Below are 17,220 nucleotides of genomic sequence, written 5' to 3' on the forward strand. Positions count from 1 at the left end.
TAGAAGATCGAGCGCCGCGCGGGCGGCGCTCGATACCCGCAGCACTGCAAACTCCCCGCGCACACCTCCACGCTCTTCAACCGCCACGCCCGCCATCACCCCCCTGAATACCCCACCAAACCCCTGATCTAGCCGCGATAGAACGCGTCTGTTGCTTTTTGTCGTAGTCTTTTGCCAGCGACTGGCTCCCATCATCTTCAAATGTGCCGTTTTACCGGCTAGTCTCGGAACAATCCGTTTACCGCCGTAGTTTGCCAACCAGAACGAGCCGGCCATGACAGATCTGTCCCGTACGCATGGATTCGCCAGCCAGGCCTTGGGCCTGCTGGACGGGCGCTTCTTTCGGCCGCCACTGCCTGAAGGTCATGTGGCGCGCCCACGCCTGTGCCAGCGATTGCAGGCCGGGTTGGGTGGACGTCTGTTGCTGGTCAACGCCCCCGCAGGGTTCGGCAAGAGCTCGCTGGCCATCGAGTTCTGCGAGGCGCTGCCCGAACATTGGCGCAGCCTGTGGCTTGGTCTGAGCCAGCGCGACGCAGATCCCGGTCGCTTTCTCGAACGCTTGCTCGAAGGCCTGCAGCAATACTGCCCGGCGCTGGGTGGCCAGGCCATGGGCCTGCTGAAAATGCGACAGCGTCATCAGCCGTTCGCTTTCGAGGAGTGGCTCGATAGCCTGCTCGATGAGCTGGCGGTGTACCTGCAACCGGAAACGCCATTGCTGCTGGTGCTGGATGACTACCATCTGGCCCAGGGGGCGGTACTCGATCGCTGCCTGCAGTTCTTCCTCAACCACCTGCCGCCCGGCTTGGTGCTGCTGGTCACCAGCCGCCAGCGTCCCGACTGGCACCTGGCGCGGCTGCGGCTGTCACGCCAACTGGCCGAGCTCAATGAGCAGGACCTGCGGCTGACCGCCGACGAGGCTTTGGCAGTGATCGGCTGCCAGCCTACCGGCCTGCGTGGCCAGGCCCTGGACAACCTGATCTCACGCAGCGATGGCTGGGTGGCGGGACTGCGTTTCTGGCAGTTGGCGGCCAGCGAAGGCGGTGATGAACAAGCCCTGCCCCAGGCTCTGCATGGCGGAGAGGGCCTGATACGCGACTACCTGCTCGAAGAGGTCATCGACCTCCTGCCGCCGGAAGTACAGGCGTTTCTCGACGATACCGCGTGCCAGGAGCGTTTCTGCGCCGAGTTGTGCGATGCCGTGCGCGAACGTGGCGACAGCCGCGAGATACTGCGTTACTTGCAGGCTCACCAGGTGTTCCTGGTGCCGCTGGACGAGCATGGCAACTGGTTCCGCTACCATCACTTGTTTTCCGACCTGCTGCGCAGCCGTCAGGCCAGCGAGCCCTTGGCGCGCCTGCATCTGCGCGCCTGTGGTTGGTTCGAGCGTCAAGGGCTACTGGATGAAGCCGTGGAGCAGGCCTTGCGCGCCGGCCATCTCGATGTGGCTGCAGACTTGGTCCAGAGTCTGTCGGAGGAGCAGTTACTGGCCGAGCAGAACGTTGGCATGTTGTTGCGCTGGAAGATGGACCTGCCGGACAGTCTGTTGATCAGCACCCCGCGTCTGATCGTGCTGTACAGCTGGGCCCTCGGCCTGGCCTGTCAGCTGGATGCGGCCGAAGAGTTGGCGGGTTATCTCAGCCGCTTCCTGCCCGCACCCTCAGCCACTGCGCAGCGGTCGATGCTGGCCCAGTGGCTAGCGCTCAGCGGGGTCATCGCTCGCGGGCGCGGCGACCGCGAGCGGACCCTGGTCTACTGTGGTGAAGCTCTGCAAAGCTTGCCGGACAAACGCTACGGACAGCGCCTGGTGTGCCTCTCGACGTTGTCCAACCTGGCCATTGCCGACGCCGATTTCTGGCGCGCCCGCGGCTGGAACCGCGAGGCGCTGGAGCTGGCCCAGCGGGTCGGCAATCCGCTGTTCGAGGCGCTGGCCCACTATGACCGGGCGCGGGTGCTGCATGCCCGTGGCGAGGTGCTGCGTGCCTTGGACGAAGTGCGCCAGGGGCAGCAGCGGCTGCAGGGGTTGTCGGCGCAGCGTTTGTACGCCGTGCGTGCTCGGCTGACACTCTACGAAGGTTACCTGCTGGTGGCCCGCCTGCAGAACAACCAGGGCCGTGCACGCCTGCGTGCCGGGCTCAGCGAGGCGCGTGCCTGCCGAGACATCAGCGTGCTCATTGGGCATTGCGTGATCGCCTCGCTCGACGGCCGCGAGGGGCAGTTCGCCGAGGCCTTCGCCGAGTTGGCCGAGGCCGAGCGTTTGATGCATATCTGGGACGTACCACCGATCTTCTACCTGGCCATGATCACCCTGGTGAAGTGCGAGCTCTGGCTGGCCCAGGGACGCACCGACCTGGCCGAGTCGTGGCTGCTGCGCCTGGGGCAGACCTACGGCGGCGAGCAGCCGGCAGCGGCGCCGGAATTCCACCCCCTCCTGCCCCTGCATATCGAACTGCAGCAGGCCTTGCTGGAGCGCGCCCACGGGCATGTCGACGCGGCGGCCCGGCGGCTGGCGTTGTTGGTCGAGCGCGGTCTATCCAGCGGTGGTACGTTGCTGGCGGCACATGCACTGTGCCAGTCCATCGCGCTGCGGCTCGCCTTGGGGCAAGTCGCTCAGGCCGGCACATTGTTGCCGCAGGCCCTCGAGGCCGCCCGGGGAGGTGTACTGCAAACCTTCCAATCCTTGCTGCAAGAGCATCCGGTCTGGCTGCGTGAACAGTTGCTGGCCAGCCCTGGCTGTCCGGTTCAGGCGCAGTTGCTGGCACTCCTGCCGGAGCCGCCGCAGGCCGAGAGCGCCCACGGCGAAGCACTGAGCGGACGCGAACGCGCCGTGCTCGAGTTGATCGCCCAGGGTTGCTCTAACCAGCAGATCAGCGAGCGCCTGTTCATCTCGCTGCACACCGTCAAGACCCACGCCAGCCATATCAACAGCAAGCTCGGCGTGGAGCGACGCACCCAGGCGGTGGCCCGGGCCCAGTCGCTGGGGCTTTTGCCCTGAGGGTTGGGGTCGCCGACAAACAATGGCAATATGCCATTTATGATCAAGGCACCAGCCGCCGCTCATCTTTCCAGGCCAACTGCCGATAAAGCAGTTGGCGGGATATCTCGCCACGCACCCCTTTTCCCATCACCTCAAGACAGGTCGTGTTGATGCTGCAGTACGGGCAAAAAAACTTTCTGATCGTCGACGATTTCACCGACTTCCGTACCTCGACCCGGTCCATGCTGCGTGAACTGGGCGTGCGCGACGTCGACACCGCCGACAGCGGTGAGCAGGCGCTGCGCATGTGCGGGCAGAAGCGCTACGACTTCATCCTGCAGGATTTCCACCTCGGTGATGGCAAGAAAAACGGCCAGCAGGTGTTGGAGGACCTGATCCTCGACAAGCTGATCAGCCATGAGTGCGTGTTCATCATGGTCACCGCCGAGAGCAGTCAGTCGATCGTGCTCAGTACCCTTGAACACGAACCTGACGCTTACCTGACCAAGCCATTCAACCGCGTCGGCCTGGCCCAGCGCCTGGAGAAACTGACCCAGCGCAAGACCTTGCTCAAGCCCATTCTCCAGGCTTTGGATCGCGGTCGTCCGGCCGAGGTTCTGGCCGCCTGCGCCGAACTGTGCAAGCAGGACCCACGCTTCGCGCCGCTGTGCCTGCGCTACCGAGCCGACGCGCTGCGCGACCTCAACCGTTTCGATGAGCTGGAGAAGTTCCTCAAGTCGATCCTCGCCAGTCGCCCCCAGCCTTGGGTGTACTCGGCACTGGGTGGCTTGTTGCACAAGCGTGGACAGCACGATCAGGCCCAGGGCGTGTATGAGCAGGCGCTGAAGGCGTTTCCGATCATGCCGGCGCTCTACGATGGCATGGCCGAGGTGCTGGTGGCTCAAGGCGAAACCAAGCGTGCCCAGCACATGCTCGAAGAAGCCGTGCGCCTGTCACCACTGGCAGTGCGTCGCCAGGCCGCTTTGGGCAAACTGGCGCTGGACAACGAGGATTTCGAAAGCGCCTCCAAGGCTTACCGCCATGCGGTGAACCAAGGGCAAAGCTCGCGCTACAAGGATGCCGAGAGCAACCTCGGGCTGGTCCAGGCGCTGATGAACAAGAATGCTGGCTTCGGTCTCGACGCGCGCACGCGGGTCGAGATCAATACCGTGCTCGGTGAAGTGGCCAAGGAGAACGTCGAAGACCAGGGCCTGCAGGTGCGGGCACGCCTGATGAAGGCGGCCAGCCTGCAGCAGGCCGGCGACGCCGAGACCGCTGCCAAGCTCACTGAACAGGCCATGCAGCGCCTGGACAAGATGGAGCAGTTCTTCTCCGTCGATGCGGCCTTGACCGTGGCCAAGCAGTTGCAGGCTTTGGGCCAGGACTCCGCCGGTGGCGCGATTCTCAAGGGTTGCGTTGAAACCTACGGTGATGACCCCAAGGTCATGCAAAGCGTAGCCAAGCTCACTGACGATCCGGCGGTGCTCGGTGCCGTTACCGAGGCGGTCGACCTCAATCGCCAGGGCGTGCGCAGCTACCAGCTTGGTCAGCTCGACCAGGCGCTGGAGCTGTTCCGCAAGGCATTGGCGCTGCAGCCGAAGAACATCAGTATCGCCCTCAATACTGCCCAGGCGTTGTTGCGCATCGGCGGCGAAGCGCCGTCGGCCGAGCTGATGCAGGAGTGTCGCGCTTGCCTGCAAAGCGTTGCCGGTATTCCGGCCAGCGATAACCGACATGATCGTTACCGCAAGCTGCACATTCGAGTGTTCGGCGCATGAGCGGGGTTGACCAGGGGCTGGATTTTTCCACGGTGATCGCCTCCACCGTGCACGATCTGAAGAACTCGTTGTCTGCGCTGATCCAGGCCCATGACCAGTTCCTCGCCCGGCTGCCTGAAGGGCTGCGCCAGGGAACCGAGCAGGGGGTGATCGAGCACGAGTTCCGCCACCTCAATGGCATGCTGGTGCAGATGCTCGGCCTGTACAAACTGGGCGTGAACCAGTTGCCGGTGTGCCCGGACTACCATGAGCTGGAGGATTTCATCGAGGCCCAGCTGGCCGCGCACCAGGAAGTTCTGGAGCATCGCGATATTCTCGCCACCTGGCGCATCGACACCCAAAGCCCGCTGGGCTTTTTCGATCGTGAATTGGTCGCCTCGGTGGTGGCCAACGTACTGACCAACGCCATTCGCTACGCCGGCCATGCCTTGCTGATTGGCATTGAAGAGCAGGACGAACAGTTGGTGGTCAGCGTCAACGACGATGGTCCGGGTTATCCACAGCGTATGCTCGAGCGCCAGCAGGATTATGTGCAAGGCATCGACGCCCAGAGCGGCAGCACCGGCCTGGGCCTGTACTTCGCAGCGCGCATCGCGGCACTGCATGAGCGCGATGGGGTGCAGGGGCGCATTGAAATCAGTAATGGCGGGGCGCTGGGGGGTGGGTTGTTCAGGTTGTATTTGCCGTGAGTGGTTGGCTTGGTATTCCTCTGCTCATCAGATCGAGCACCCCTCGAATCACACAGCAAGCTCCTGTTAATCTACCTGTCGTCATGACTTGCCCCGGTAACCCCATGCCGCCCCAGACCCTCCTCATCCGCGAAACCCTCCCCGTCGGCCCGTTGCAGTGCAATTGCACGCTGATCGGCGACCCACTCAGCAAGAAAGCCATCGTCGTCGATCCGGGCGGTGATCCGGAGAAGATTCTCGCCCGTTTACAGGCCCACGGCCTGACCTTGGTGAGCATCATTCACACCCATGCCCATTTCGACCACTTCCTCGCCTCCGGCAGACTCAAGGAGTTGACCGGCGCGACCTTGCACCTGCACAAGGACGACCAGCCGCTGTGGGATAACCTGGAAATGCAGTGTCAGATGTTCGGTGTGCCGTACACGCCGGTGCCGCCGCCCGATCGCTGGTTGAGTGATGACGAGGAGCTGGCCTGCGGTTGCGGTGTGGCCTTGCACACGCCGGGTCACACGCCCGGATCGATGAGCTTCTGGTTCGCCGACGCCAAGCTGCTGATCGCCGGCGACACCCTGTTCCGTCGCGGCATCGGCCGCACCGATTTGTGGGGTGGGGATCAGCGGGCCATCGTGCGCTCGATCAAGGAGCGGCTGTATCGGCTGGATGAAGAGGCCACCGTGGTCACTGGCCACGGCGCCGATACCCGCCTGGGTGACGAGATGCGGGAGAACCCTTTCGTGCGCGCGTAAGCTGCATGACAAAGGCTTCATGGAATTTTTCCTTGCTCGCGCAATCCAAGCCTGGCAATGATCCGTTCTCGATCCGCCGCACATAATGAATTTCAGTAGGAGCTTGTCCATGTTCACCATGCGTCGTCTGATTATCGTCGCAACCGCCGCCGCCCTGATGACCGGTTGCGCCAGCCAGAATCCTTACGACTCCCAGGGCTCCTCGGGCATGAGCAAAACCGCTAAGTACGGTGGTCTGGGCGCGTTGGCCGGGGCAGTGGCTGGTGCTGCCATCGATCACAACAACCGTGGCAAGGGCGCCCTGATCGGCGCTGCCGCGGTGGGCGCTGCCGCCGCAGGTTACGGTTACTACGCTGACAAGCAGGAAGCGGCACTGCGTGCACAGATGGCCAATACCGGTGTCGAAGTGCAGCGCCAAGGCGACCAGATCAAGCTGATCATGCCCGGCAACATCACCTTCGCCACCGATTCGGCCAACATCGCGCCGAGCTTCTACACCCCGCTCAACAACCTGGCGAACTCGTTCAAGCAGTTCAACCAGAACACCATCGAAGTGGTCGGCTTCACCGACAGCACCGGCAGCCGCCAACACAACATGGATCTGTCCCAGCGCCGTGCCCAGGCGGTCAGCACCTACCTGACCTCTCAGGGCGTCGATGGCTCGCGCGTCAGCGTACGTGGCATGGGCCCGGACCAACCGATCGCGAGCAACGCCGATGCCAATGGTCGCGCGCAGAATCGCCGCGTCGAAGTCAACCTCAAGCCGATCCCTGGCCAGCAGTATGATCAGCAGGGGCAGGTGCAGCAGTACCCCTGAGCTGAATCAGCAACGCCGCTGATGGAGCGGCGCTGTTGTCCTGACGCCGGCAACCTTGCCGGCGTTTTCATTTTCAGTCGGCGACGCTGGCCTGAATCGCCGTCAGGGCGATGGTATGAACGATGTCGTCGACTTGCGCCCCGCGTGGCAGGTCGTTCACCGGCTTGCGCAACCCCTGCAGCATAGGCCCCAGGCTGACGCCGTCGGTACTGCGTTGTACGGCCTTGTGCGTGGTGTTGCCGGTGTTCAGGTCGGGGAACACGAATACCGTCGCCTGGCCGGCCACTTTGCTTTGCAGGGCTAGCTGGCGGGCCACCTGCGGATTGGCCGCGGCGTCGTATTGCAGCGGGCCGTCGATCAGCAGTTGCCGTTGGCTGCTCTGCGCCAGACGGGTGGCTTCGCGCACCTTCTCCACTTCCTCGTCACTGGCCGAGTCGTTCGAATAGCTGATCATCGCCACTCGCGGCACGATGCCGAACGCGCGAGCCGACTCTGCGCTCTGTCGGGCGATTTCCGCCAGTTCAGCAGCGCTTGGGTGCGGGTTCATCACGCAGTCGCCGTACACCAACACCTGTTCGGGAAACAGCATGAAATAAACCGAAGACACCAGGCTGCTGCCCGGTGCGGTCTTGATCAACTGCAAGGCCGGACGAATGGTGTTGGCGGTCGAATGGACCAGTCCTGAAACCAGACCATCGACCTCGTCGAGCGCCAGCATCATGGTGCCGATCACCACCGGATCCTCCAGCTGCTGCTCGGCCATTGGTGCGTTGAGGTTCTTGCTCTTGCGCAATTCGACCATGGGCTCGACGTAGCGGCCACGGATGCGTTCGGGATCGAGGATCTCCAGGTCGGCCGGCAGGCTGATGCCCTGGGCACGGGCCACTGCTTCGACCTCCTCGGGTTTGGCCAACAGCACGCAACGGGCAATCCCACGGGCCTGGCAGAGGGCAGCGGCTTGCACCAGCAGCGGTTCGGCACCTTCCGGCAGGACGATGCGCTTGTTGGCTTGCTGCGCCCGCTGAATCAGTTGATAGCGGAATACTGCCGGCGACAGGCGTGGCTCGCGTGGCGTGCCGCAGCGCTGGTGGAGCCAGGCGGCGTCCAGGTGGCTGGCGACGAAGTCAGTGATGAATTCAGCGCGTTCGCGGTCGTCCACCGGGATCTCGCGATTGAGAGAATTGAGCTGGTTGGCAGTGTCGTACGAGCCGGTGCTGACCGAGAGGATCGGCAGCCCTGCCTGCAAGGCGCCACGGCACAGTTCGAGGATGCGTGCGTCAGGCTTGCTGTCGCTGGTCAGCAACAGGCCAGCCAGGGGCACGCCGTTGATGGCGGCCAGGCTCACTGCGAGGATGATGTCGTCACGATCGCCCGGGGTCACCACCAGGGTGCCTGGGGTCAACAACGGTACGGTATTGGCCACGGTACGTGCGCAGATGATGATCTTGTTCATGCGCCGTTGTTCGTAGTCGCCGGCGTTGAGCACCTGGGCGCCGAGCAGTTCGGCCACATCGCGGGTGCGCGGCGCGTTCAGTTCGGCTTGATACGGAATGCAGCCAAGCAGACGGAAGTCGTCGCCGCGCAGCAGCGGCGAGTGTTCGCGCAGGCGTGTGGCGAAATCGGCCATGCTTTCATCGGTGCGCACTTTGTTCAGCACTACCCCGAGCACCTTCGGGTCACGCGGACCGCCGAACAGCTGAGCTTGAAGCTCTACCCGTCCGGAGAGTTCGCTGAGCACCTCGTTCTCCGCTGCCGAGACCAGGATCACCTCGGCATCCAGGCTCTTGGCCAGGTGCAGGTTGACCCGGGCGGCATAGCTGGCGTGCCGGGTGGGGACCATGCCTTCGACCACTACCACATCGTTGTCCACGCAGGCTTGCTGGTAAAGGCGGATGATTTCCTCCAGCAGCTCGTCCAGTTGGCCGTCGCCGAGCATGCGCTCGACCTGGGCCAGACTCAGGGGCGGGGGAGGCTTGATGCCGTGGGTTCGAGCGACCAGCTCGGTGGAGCGTTCGGGGCCGGTGTCTCCGGGGTGCGGTTGGGCAATCGGCTTGAAGAAGCCGACCTTCAGGCCAGCCCGCTCCAGGGTGCGGACCAGGCCGAGGCTGATCGACGTCAGACCGACACCGAAGTCGGTCGGCGCAATGAAAAATGTTTGCATGCGTGCTTCTCGAAATAAGCGGTGCAAGGAGTCAACGGCCAAGGGTAGCGCCATCTGCCCCCTGTGCGCACCAGCCACAGGCAAAAGGCTGGCCGATGCGTTGCGCCCGTTGTCCGGCGTCGAGCACCCAGGGGCGTGCCTGCCACGGCGGTTGGTGACGCAGGTGCTGGGAATGGCCGCAATCGAGCTCGACCACCCAATGGCCGTCTTCGTCCTGGCGGAAGCCGACGATCCGACTGATGGACCGTTGCTCGATCGAGCTACGGTCGCAATCGGGCGATGCCTTGGTTACACTTGTCCGTTCTACATTCTTTTGCAAAAGGTCTTGCCCCATGCTGATCGCCGCCAACAAGGCAGTCTCCATCGACTATACCCTGACCAACGACGCCGGGGAGACCATCGACAGCTCCGCCGGTGGCGCGCCGCTGGTTTACCTGCACGGTGCCAGCAATATCATCCCAGGTCTGGAAAAGGCCCTGGAAGGCAAGCAGGCCGGTGACGAGCTGGAAGTCGCCGTTGAGCCGGAAGAAGCCTACGGCGAGTACTTGGCCGAGCTGGTCAGCACCCTGAACCGCAGCCTGTTCGAAGGCGTTGACCAACTGGAAGTCGGCATGCAGTTCCATGCCTCGGCGCCGGATGGCCAAATGCAGATCGTCACCATCCGCGACATCGACGGCGACGACATCACTGTCGACGGCAACCACCCGCTGGCCGGTCAGCGCCTGAACTTCAAGGTCAAGGTCGTCAACGTTCGTGACGCCAGCGAAGAAGAAATCGCTCACCGTCACATCCACGGTGAAGGTGGCCATCACCACTGATTTTCTGCGCTAAGCTCAGACAGTCGCCAAGGCGCTCGGGCAAGCCGACTTGCCTTCCCAACGGGAGGTGGATGGCTTGAACGGGCGCCTTTTTAGTGGGCGGATTTTGCCCCGCGGTCTCTGGGAAGCTGAAAGGGGAACACAACATGAGTGCATTTCACGACCTGACGTTGAAGGCGCTGAACGGCGAGGATCTGCCCCTTGCACCGTTCAAGGGCCAGGTGGTGCTGGTGGTCAATGTCGCCTCCAAGTGCGGCCTGACGCCGCAGTACAAGGCCTTGGAAAATCTCTACCAGCAATACAAGGACAAAGGCCTCACGGTGATCGGACTGCCGTGCAACCAGTTCGCTGGCCAGGAGCCGGGCAGCGAAGAGGAAATCCGCACCTTCTGCAACCTCAACTATGGGGTGACCTTCCCGCTGGGTGGCAAACTCGAAGTCAACGGTCCGCAGCGCCATGCGCTGTATCGCCTGTTGGCCGGTGAGGGGGCGGAGTTTCCGGGGGACATCAGCTGGAACTTCGAGAAGTTTCTCGTCGGCAAGGATGGTCGTGTGCTGGCGCGCTTCGCTCCACGCACGACGCCTGATGATCCGGCGGTGGTTCAGGCCATCGAGAAAGCGCTCGGCTGACCCGTTCACCCCTATCCCTGGCTTGTCGAGCCTGGCTTGATTGCCAGCGCTATCTCGGCAGGCCGGTCGTCGCTGTCTTTCGTCGCGCGCCAAGCCGTGTGCAGGTAATTCTCGAACTGCTCGACGATGGCCGGCCAACCTTGGCGGCTGGCATGTTGCCGGGCGTTGAGGCGGACCCGGCGCAGGGTCTCGTTTTCTTCCAGCAGCCAGCAGGCGGCCTCGACGAAAGCAGCCGGGTCACCCGGCATGGCCAGCGCGCCGTTGTGGCCATGGCGGATGTGTTGGGCGGCAGCGGCTTGGTCGTAGGCCACGACAGCAAGCCCCGAGGCCATCGCTTCGAGCACCACGTTGCCGAAGGTCTCGGTCAGGCTGGGGAACAGGAACAGGTCACCGCTGGCGTAATGCTCGGCGAGGTCATCACCGCGCCGGGCGCCGCAGAATACCGCCTCAGGCAGTGATCGCTCGAGTGCGGCGCGCAGCGGGCCGTCCCCGACCAGTACCAGGCGCAGGCGCTTGTGGGGAGAGGCGCGCTGCAGCGCCTGCAGGCTCGGTTGCAGCAGACCGAGGTTCTTTTCCGCCGCCAGTCGACCGACATAGATCACGGCAACGTCATTCGGCTCCAACCCCCATCCCTGGCGCAAGGCCTGATTGCGACGGGCAGGGGTGAACAGGCAGGTGTCCACACCGCGTCCCAACAGGGCCAAACGCTCGAAGCCGCGCCGTTCCAGTTCCAGGCACTGGCTCTGGCTCGGCACCAGGGTGGTCGCGGTGCGGCGGTGGAACCAACGTAGGTAGTGGGTGAGCAGGCGGGTCAGCAGGCCCAGTCCGTACTGGCCGCAATACTGCGGGAAATTGGTGTGAAAGCCGCTGACCACGGCAATGCCCAGGCGTCGGGCAGCGCGCAGGGCGCTGAGCCCAAGCGGGCCCTCGGTGGCGATGTACAGCACATCCGGACGTCGCCGGCGCCAGCGGCGCAGCAACCTGTGCATCGACACTTCGCCCCATTGCAGCCCAGGGTAGCCTGGCAATCCCCACCCCCGGCAGAACATCAGTTGCGGGTCGTCGCCCTTGGCAGTCTCCCCCGCTTGGCGCGGCCGGATGATCTCCACTTGGTGGCCGCGCAGGTGCAAGCCCTCGCTGAGGTGACCAAGGGTATTGGCCACGCCGTTTATCTCGGGTGGGAAGGTCTCGCTGACCAGGGTGATACGCAGGCTGGGAGTATTCATGGGAGAAGTCTCCGCCTGCTGCGTTGCGCGAATGTGACAGCCATATGCCGTAGCAATGACGCCTGATTTCCGGCATGCGCGGTGCCCGGATATTTCCCTGCGCCGTGCTCAAGAGGCCTGGCCCATGGCCGATGAACTTGAATCCGAATCGGTTGATGCGCTCCAGGAGAGCGGTGATGTTCAACAGCAAGCTCAAGAAAGAAAACCGGCAACTGCGTGAAGAATTGATGGCCATCGAGCAGGTCAAGAGCAGCCTCGACAGTGAAATGTTGGTGTTGCAGCTCGACCCCTTGGGGCGCATCGAGCAGGTCAACCACAACTTCGAGGCCGAGATGCACTACCGCGCCGAGCAATTGCTTGGGCGCTCTATCGAAGAGATCGTGCCTGCCCACGTGAAGAAGCTCGATTTCTATCAGCGGATGAAAGGCGCCATTGCCCGTGGCGAGCATCTCAATGGCGCATTTCGCTTGCTGCGCGGCAATGGCAAGGAGGCCTGGCTGCGCTCGATCCTGCAGCCGGTGAAGGATATCGACGGGCGGATCAAGCACTTCTCGCTGCACTCCAGCGATCTGACCCGTACGATCGAAACGTCGCGCGAACATGAAAGTCTGATCAAGGCGCTGATGCGCTCCACTGCAGTGATCGAGTTCGATCTCGATGGCATCGTGCTTGCTGCCAATGAGCGTTTCCTGCAAGCGATCGGCTATACCCTGGAGCAGGTGCGCGGAAAGCATCACCGCATGTTCTGCGAGGCGGCAGAGGCCAGCTCGTCCGACTACCAGGCGTTCTGGGACAAGCTGCGTCGGGGCGAATATGTGGCCGACCGTTTCAAACGCATCGATGCGCACGGTCGCACGGTGTGGTTGGAGGCTTCCTACAACCCGATCTTCGATGCCCATGATGTGTTGTACAAGGTGGTGAAGTTCGCCACCGTCATCACTGACCAGGTCAACCAGGAACAGGCTGTGGCCCAGGCGGCGGATGTCGCCTACAGCACTTCGTTGACCACCGATGACGGTGCGCGTCGAGCGACCGAAGTGGTGACTCAGACTGTCGAGGTGATGCGCGGCCTCGAGCGCTCGATGCAGGATGCCGCCGAGGGCATCCAGGCGCTGGATGAGCAGTCCAAGGTGATCGGCGCGATCATCAAGACCATCAGCGATATCGCCGGCCAGACCAACCTGCTGGCGCTCAATGCCGCCATCGAGGCTGCGCGCGCCGGTGAGCAGGGCCGTGGTTTCGCCGTGGTCGCCGACGAAGTGCGGCAACTGGCGTCGCGCACCAGCGGAGCCACCGAGGAAATCGCCCGGGTGGTGCAGCAGAATGAGCAACTGGCGCAGGCAGCGGTTGGCATCATCGACACCAGCAAGCGTCAGGCCGAGCAAGGCCTGGCACTGGCGGCCGATACCGGTGGGGTGATCGTCGAGATTCAGGAGGGGGCGAAGAAGGTGGTCGATGCGGTAGGACAGTTTTCCAGCCGACTCAGTCAGTGATCGAAGGAGGCGCGAATACGCCTCCTTGCGCCCTACCATCAGCCTGCTTGCTCGGTGTCCTTGATGTGCCTGTAGACGATCTGGATGGCCTCGTCGACGGTTTGCTGGTCGATGTTCAGCAGTTCATCGCTGCTGGTGACTGCCATGCGGCCGAACAGGCCACCGTGCATACCGATGGACGGTGGTTCACTGTCCACCACCGCTTCGGTCAGCAATTGCACCAGCGACTTGCTGTAGTTGACCACACCATCCTCGTTCCAGGTGGTGAAGAAGATATGCTCGTAGGGGTAGGTGATGCCGCTGTTTTCCAGCGTTTCGCGCAGGCGCCACTTCACACGGTGCTCGGCGATGACGGTACCTTGCCGGTGCTCTGGGACACCTGCCAGTTCAATGAAGTCCTTCGATTTCACGTCTGTGAATTCCATGCTCAATCTCCAGGGTCAGTACCGCGACATTGCGGTGCGTGGCCATTGGAAACCAGACGACTGCAGGCTGAACTGTAGATAGTTACTACGTGCGCTCGCGCACCCAGAACAGCGTTGCCCCCGCCACGGCAGCCGGCATCATCACCACGTTCACCAGCGGCACCATCAGCGCCAGGTAGGTGATTCCACCAAACCCCAGCGACTGCCAGCGTTTGCTGCGCAGCCAGGCGAGCATGTCCTGCCAGCTCATCTTGTTGTTGTCCGCCGGGTAGTCGATGTATTGGATGGCCATCATCCAGACGCCGAACACCAGCCATAAAGGGGCCGCGACCACGTTGACCACAGGGATGAAAGACAGGATGAACAGGCCGATGGCGCGCGGCAGGAAGTAGCCGAGCTTGCGCATCTCGCGGCCGAACGTGCGGGGCACCATGGCCACCAGTTCGCCCCAGCTGAAGGCCGGGAAGGGATCCTGGCCACGGACCACCACTTCCACCTTCTCGGCCAGGAAACCATTGAAAGGCGCAGCGATGACGTTGGCCACCAGGGTGAAGGTGAAGAACACCATCAGCACTACCAAGGCGACGAACAATGGCCACAGGATGTAGGTCAGGAAGCTCAGCCAGTCGGGCAGGCTCGGCATCAGGCTATCGACCCAAAGGCTGAACTGATGGCCGGCGAAGTAGATCAGGCCGCCGAACAGCAGCAGGTTGATCGCCAGCGGCAGCAGGACGAACAGCCGCAGATTCGGGCTCAGCACCAGTTTCAGGCCTTCGCGCAGGTATTGCGGGCCGGAGAGGACGGGGGCTTGCATTGGGATACTCCGCAAAACGTGAGGAAACGCGCTGACCTTACCGAGTTTGCTGCGCCGACGAAAGGCGGCGGTTCATGAAGACATCGTCTGTAACAAACCGCGGCGTGATTTTTCAGGTCTGAGTGGCAGATAGAGGATGCCTATGAGGTGGATTGTCGGAGGATATTTCCTTAATCTCTGCCACCTCGTTACAGTGCGCTCATCTTTTTGGTTTTGGACCGGCGCGTTGTAGCCTTCCCCAAGTGCTGCGTGGGTCCTTTTTAATACCAGTCGGCGCAGCCGGTACACCGATGCCGGCCATGCGCCGCCGGCTCGACAGGAGTTCGACATGTCCGAAGTACGTCATTCGCGGGTAATCATCCTTGGTTCCGGCCCTGCCGGTTACAGCGCAGCGGTCTATGCTGCCCGTGCCAACCTCAAGCCGCTGCTGATCACCGGGATGCAGGCCGGTGGCCAGCTGACCACCACCACTGAGGTCGACAACTGGCCGGGCGATCCCCATGGCCTGACCGGTCCTGCTCTGATGCAGCGTATGCAGGAGCACGCCGAGCGCTTCGAGACCGAGATCGTCTTCGACCACATCAACGCGGTCGACCTGGCCAACAAACCGTTCTCCCTGCAAGGCGACAGCGGCACCTACACCTGCGACGCGCTGATCATCGCTACCGGCGCCAGCGCCCGCTACCTGGGTCTGCCTTCCGAGGAAGCGTTCATGGGCAAGGGCGTATCGGCCTGCGCCACCTGCGACGGTTTCTTCTATCGCAACAAACCGGTCGCGGTCATCGGCGGCGGCAATACCGCTGTGGAAGAAGCGCTGTACCTGGCCAACATCGCCAGCAAGGTGACCTTGGTGCACCGTCGCGACACGTTCCGCGCCGAGAAGATCCTGGTCGACAAGCTGCACGCCCGCGTGGCCGAAGGCAAGATCGAACTCAAGCTCAATGCCACCCTGGACGAAGTATTGGGTGACAACATGGGTGTTACCGGTGCGCGCCTGAAGAACAACGACGGCAGCAACGACGAAATCAAGGTCGACGGTGTGTTCGTCGCCATCGGTCATACCCCGAACACTTCGCTGTTCGAAGGCCAACTGACCCTGAAGGACGGTTACCTGGTGGTTCACGGCGGCCGTGAAGGCAACGCCACCGCCACTAACGTCGAGGGCGTGTTCGCCGCTGGCGACGTGGCCGACCACGTCTACCGCCAGGCGATCACCTCCGCCGGTGCTGGTTGCATGGCCGCACTGGACGTCGAGCGCTACCTGGACGGTCTGGCCAACGCCTCGTTCTGATAGTTCTTCACAAGAAAACCGGCCCTTGGGCTAATGCCAGTCAGTTAAGCCAATTGGGGCTGCTTTGCAGCCCTTCGCGGGTGAACCCGCACAGGGACTGCGCCGGCCTTGATTCGAGCGTAGAACCTGTGGGAGCGGGCTTGACCCGCGAACACCGGCGAAGCCGGTGCCATTCACCGCGTCGCCCCATTCGCGGGACAAGCCCGCTCCCACAAGGACCATGGTTCTCTGCGCGACAGCGCAGCCCAGACCCGCGAAGGCCGCAACGCGGCCCCAATAGATGAGCATGAGACCTTAACTGACTGGCATTAGCCCTGGGCCGGTTTTTTTGTCCGCGCAATGCCGAATTCGCGGGGGCTACCTCAAAGACTCAAGCGCATCGACAGGTCCACTGCCTTGACATCCTTGGTCATCGCGCCAATCGAGATATAGTCCACGCCGGTTTCGGCAATCACCCGCAGGGTGCTTTCGTTGACCCCGCCACTGGCTTCCAGCTTGGCCTTGCCGGCATTGATGCGCACGGCTTCGCGCATTTCATCGAGGGTCAGTTCGTCGAGCATCACGATGTCGGCACCGGCGTCCAGCGCCTGACGCAATTCGTCCAGGCTCTCCACTTCGATCTCAACCGGTTTGCCTGGCGCGATGCGGTGCGCCGCGGTCACTGCCTCTGCCACGCCTCCGCAGGCGGCAATGTGGTTTTCCTTGATCAGGAAAGCGTCGTACAGGCCGATGCGGTGATTGTGGCAGCCGCCGCAGGTGACCGCGTACTTCTGTGCCAGGCGCAGCCCAGGCAAAGTCTTGCGGGTATCGAGCAGGCGCACCTGGGTGCCTGCCACCAGCCCGGCGAGGAAGTGCGCGCGGGTAGCGACGCCTGAAAGCATCTGCAGGAAGTTGAGCGCTGCGCGCTCGCCACTGAGCAGCGAACGAGCTGGTCCTTCGAGGTGGAACAATGCCTGGTTGGCCTTGGCCTGATCGCCGTCGGCGACCTGCCAATGTACCGCAACCCGGGGATCGAGTTGACGGAACACCGCATCGACCCAGGCAGTGCCGGCGACCACGCAATCCTCGCGGGTAATGATGGTGGCCTTGGCCAGGCGCTCGGCGGGGATCAGTTGCGCGGTGATGTCGCCGCTGCCGATGTCTTCCAGCAACGCACGGCGCACGTTGGCTTCGATTTCGGCAGTCAGGTCGGCGAGGCGTAGGTTCGGCATGGTCGGCTCCACAAGCTAGGTGTCGCGATTATCGGGTAGGGGAGGCGGCTGTGTACAGCAGACCGCGTGTGCCGGCAGGGGGCTCGAACAGGCCAGAGGTTGCTTTAATGGATCCATATGTGGGCCGGTAATCGCACGGATTACGAAT

Annotated in this window: 15 protein-coding genes and 1 pseudogene; 10 read left to right on the forward strand and 6 right to left on the reverse strand. The window is 62.9% G+C overall.

Annotation, left to right across the window (positions count from 1 at the left end; all coding sequences use genetic code 11):
- Positions 1–274 precede the first annotated feature (274 nt).
- The 5 genes from KY379_RS02040 to KY379_RS02060 all read left to right on the forward strand — a co-directional run bounded on the left by KY379_RS02040 (position 275) and on the right by KY379_RS02060 (position 7,004).
- On the forward strand, positions 275–2,992 hold the full coding sequence (locus tag KY379_RS02040; protein ID WP_133331344.1) for a LuxR C-terminal-related transcriptional regulator: 2,718 nt from the start codon (positions 275–277) through the stop codon (positions 2,990–2,992).
- Positions 2,993–3,144: 152 nt separating this feature from the next.
- Positions 3,145–4,752 (forward strand): tetratricopeptide repeat-containing response regulator, encoded by a 1,608-nt coding sequence (locus KY379_RS02045; RefSeq protein WP_133331378.1) that lies wholly within the window; start codon positions 3,145–3,147, stop codon positions 4,750–4,752.
- Complete coding sequence (locus tag KY379_RS02050) at positions 4,749–5,441, forward strand: sensor histidine kinase (protein ID WP_133331345.1); 693 nt, start codon at positions 4,749–4,751, stop codon at positions 5,439–5,441. Before KY379_RS02045 ends, KY379_RS02050 begins: the two co-directional genes overlap by 4 nt.
- A 104-nt stretch (positions 5,442–5,545) precedes the next feature.
- Positions 5,546–6,187: an MBL fold metallo-hydrolase gene (locus KY379_RS02055; protein ID WP_261240829.1), complete on the forward strand. Its 642-nt coding sequence runs from the start codon at positions 5,546–5,548 to the stop codon at positions 6,185–6,187.
- A gap of 109 nt (positions 6,188–6,296) precedes the next feature.
- The gene (locus KY379_RS02060; RefSeq protein WP_133331347.1) at positions 6,297–7,004 is read left to right on the forward strand and encodes an OmpA family protein; all 708 of its coding nucleotides are present in this window, start codon (positions 6,297–6,299) and stop codon (positions 7,002–7,004) included.
- Between the two features lie 73 nt (positions 7,005–7,077).
- Here the strand turns inward: KY379_RS02060 and pta are convergent, their stop codons facing one another.
- Together pta and KY379_RS02070 are read right to left on the reverse strand one after the other, a co-directional pair.
- Positions 7,078–9,165 carry a phosphate acetyltransferase gene (gene pta / locus KY379_RS02065; protein ID WP_261240827.1) on the reverse strand — a complete coding sequence of 696 codons (2,088 nt, stop codon included), beginning with the start codon at positions 9,163–9,165 and terminating at the stop codon, positions 7,078–7,080.
- A gap of 31 nt (positions 9,166–9,196) precedes the next feature.
- Positions 9,197–9,499: a DUF3565 domain-containing protein gene (locus KY379_RS02070; protein ID WP_133331349.1), complete on the reverse strand. Its 303-nt coding sequence runs from the start codon at positions 9,497–9,499 to the stop codon at positions 9,197–9,199.
- Between KY379_RS02070 and KY379_RS02075 the strand changes: the two genes are divergently transcribed.
- Positions 9,498–9,983: a peptidylprolyl isomerase gene (locus KY379_RS02075; protein WP_133331350.1), complete on the forward strand. Its 486-nt coding sequence runs from the start codon at positions 9,498–9,500 to the stop codon at positions 9,981–9,983. The genes KY379_RS02070 and KY379_RS02075 overlap by 2 nt on opposite strands.
- 146 nt (positions 9,984–10,129) lie before the next feature.
- Positions 10,130–10,612 (forward strand): glutathione peroxidase, encoded by a 483-nt coding sequence (locus tag KY379_RS02080; RefSeq protein ID WP_133331352.1) that lies wholly within the window; start codon positions 10,130–10,132, stop codon positions 10,610–10,612.
- An 11-nt stretch (positions 10,613–10,623) separates the two neighbouring features.
- Here KY379_RS02080 and KY379_RS02085 read toward each other — a convergent pair whose 3' ends face one another.
- On the reverse strand, positions 10,624–11,838 hold the full coding sequence (locus KY379_RS02085) for a glycosyltransferase family 4 protein (protein WP_261240824.1): 1,215 nt from the start codon (positions 11,836–11,838) through the stop codon (positions 10,624–10,626).
- Positions 11,839–12,104: 266 nt separating this feature from the next.
- Here KY379_RS02085 and KY379_RS27325 point away from each other — a divergent pair.
- Both KY379_RS27325 and KY379_RS27330 read left to right on the forward strand, forming a co-directional pair.
- Positions 12,105–12,791, forward strand: a pseudogene (locus tag KY379_RS27325) (PAS domain-containing protein); the annotation flags it as partial.
- Positions 12,792–12,920: 129 nt separating this feature from the next.
- Positions 12,921–13,331, forward strand: a complete 411-nt coding sequence (locus KY379_RS27330) for a methyl-accepting chemotaxis protein (protein WP_409977258.1) — start codon at positions 12,921–12,923, stop codon at positions 13,329–13,331.
- 38 nt (positions 13,332–13,369) lie between these two features.
- Here the strand turns inward: KY379_RS27330 and KY379_RS02095 are convergent, their stop codons facing one another.
- A complete protein-coding gene (locus KY379_RS02095) occupies positions 13,370–13,756 on the reverse strand; it encodes a hypothetical protein (protein WP_133331358.1) in 387 nt (128 codons plus the stop codon).
- Between the two features lie 85 nt (positions 13,757–13,841).
- A complete protein-coding gene (gene cysZ, locus KY379_RS02100) occupies positions 13,842–14,570 on the reverse strand; it encodes a sulfate transporter CysZ (RefSeq protein ID WP_133331360.1) in 729 nt (242 codons plus the stop codon).
- A gap of 328 nt (positions 14,571–14,898) precedes the next feature.
- Between cysZ and trxB the strand changes: the two genes are divergently transcribed.
- The gene (trxB, locus tag KY379_RS02105) at positions 14,899–15,861 is read left to right on the forward strand and encodes a thioredoxin-disulfide reductase (RefSeq protein ID WP_133331362.1); all 963 of its coding nucleotides are present in this window, start codon (positions 14,899–14,901) and stop codon (positions 15,859–15,861) included.
- A gap of 362 nt (positions 15,862–16,223) precedes the next feature.
- Here the strand turns inward: trxB and nadC are convergent, their stop codons facing one another.
- The gene (gene nadC / locus KY379_RS02110) at positions 16,224–17,072 is read right to left on the reverse strand and encodes a carboxylating nicotinate-nucleotide diphosphorylase (protein ID WP_133332111.1); all 849 of its coding nucleotides are present in this window, start codon (positions 17,070–17,072) and stop codon (positions 16,224–16,226) included.
- Positions 17,073–17,220 lie beyond the last annotated feature (148 nt).

Origin of the sequence: Pseudomonas sp. HD6422 (assembly GCF_025377065.1) — a bacterium.
Classification (GTDB): Bacteria; Pseudomonadota; Gammaproteobacteria; order Pseudomonadales; family Pseudomonadaceae; genus Aquipseudomonas; species Aquipseudomonas putida_U.

Coding starts and splice junctions, on each gene's coding strand:
- KY379_RS02040 (WP_133331344.1), top strand. CDS start 275: ATGACAGATCTGTCCCGTACGCATGGATTCGCCAGCCAGGCCTTGGGC.
- KY379_RS02045 (WP_133331378.1), top strand. CDS start 3,145: ATGCTGCAGTACGGGCAAAAAAACTTTCTGATCGTCGACGATTTCACC.
- KY379_RS02050 (WP_133331345.1), top strand. CDS start 4,749: ATGAGCGGGGTTGACCAGGGGCTGGATTTTTCCACGGTGATCGCCTCC.
- KY379_RS02055 (WP_261240829.1), top strand. CDS start 5,546: ATGCCGCCCCAGACCCTCCTCATCCGCGAAACCCTCCCCGTCGGCCCG.
- KY379_RS02060 (WP_133331347.1), top strand. CDS start 6,297: ATGTTCACCATGCGTCGTCTGATTATCGTCGCAACCGCCGCCGCCCTG.
- pta (WP_261240827.1), bottom strand. CDS start 9,165: ATGCAAACATTTTTCATTGCGCCGACCGACTTCGGTGTCGGTCTGACG.
- KY379_RS02075 (WP_133331350.1), top strand. CDS start 9,498: ATGCTGATCGCCGCCAACAAGGCAGTCTCCATCGACTATACCCTGACC.
- KY379_RS02070 (WP_133331349.1), bottom strand. CDS start 9,499: ATGGGGCAAGACCTTTTGCAAAAGAATGTAGAACGGACAAGTGTAACC.
- KY379_RS02080 (WP_133331352.1), top strand. CDS start 10,130: ATGAGTGCATTTCACGACCTGACGTTGAAGGCGCTGAACGGCGAGGAT.
- KY379_RS02085 (WP_261240824.1), bottom strand. CDS start 11,838: ATGAATACTCCCAGCCTGCGTATCACCCTGGTCAGCGAGACCTTCCCA.
- KY379_RS27330 (WP_409977258.1), top strand. CDS start 12,921: ATGCAGGATGCCGCCGAGGGCATCCAGGCGCTGGATGAGCAGTCCAAG.
- KY379_RS02095 (WP_133331358.1), bottom strand. CDS start 13,756: ATGGAATTCACAGACGTGAAATCGAAGGACTTCATTGAACTGGCAGGT.
- cysZ (WP_133331360.1), bottom strand. CDS start 14,570: ATGCAAGCCCCCGTCCTCTCCGGCCCGCAATACCTGCGCGAAGGCCTG.
- trxB (WP_133331362.1), top strand. CDS start 14,899: ATGTCCGAAGTACGTCATTCGCGGGTAATCATCCTTGGTTCCGGCCCT.
- nadC (WP_133332111.1), bottom strand. CDS start 17,072: ATGCCGAACCTACGCCTCGCCGACCTGACTGCCGAAATCGAAGCCAAC.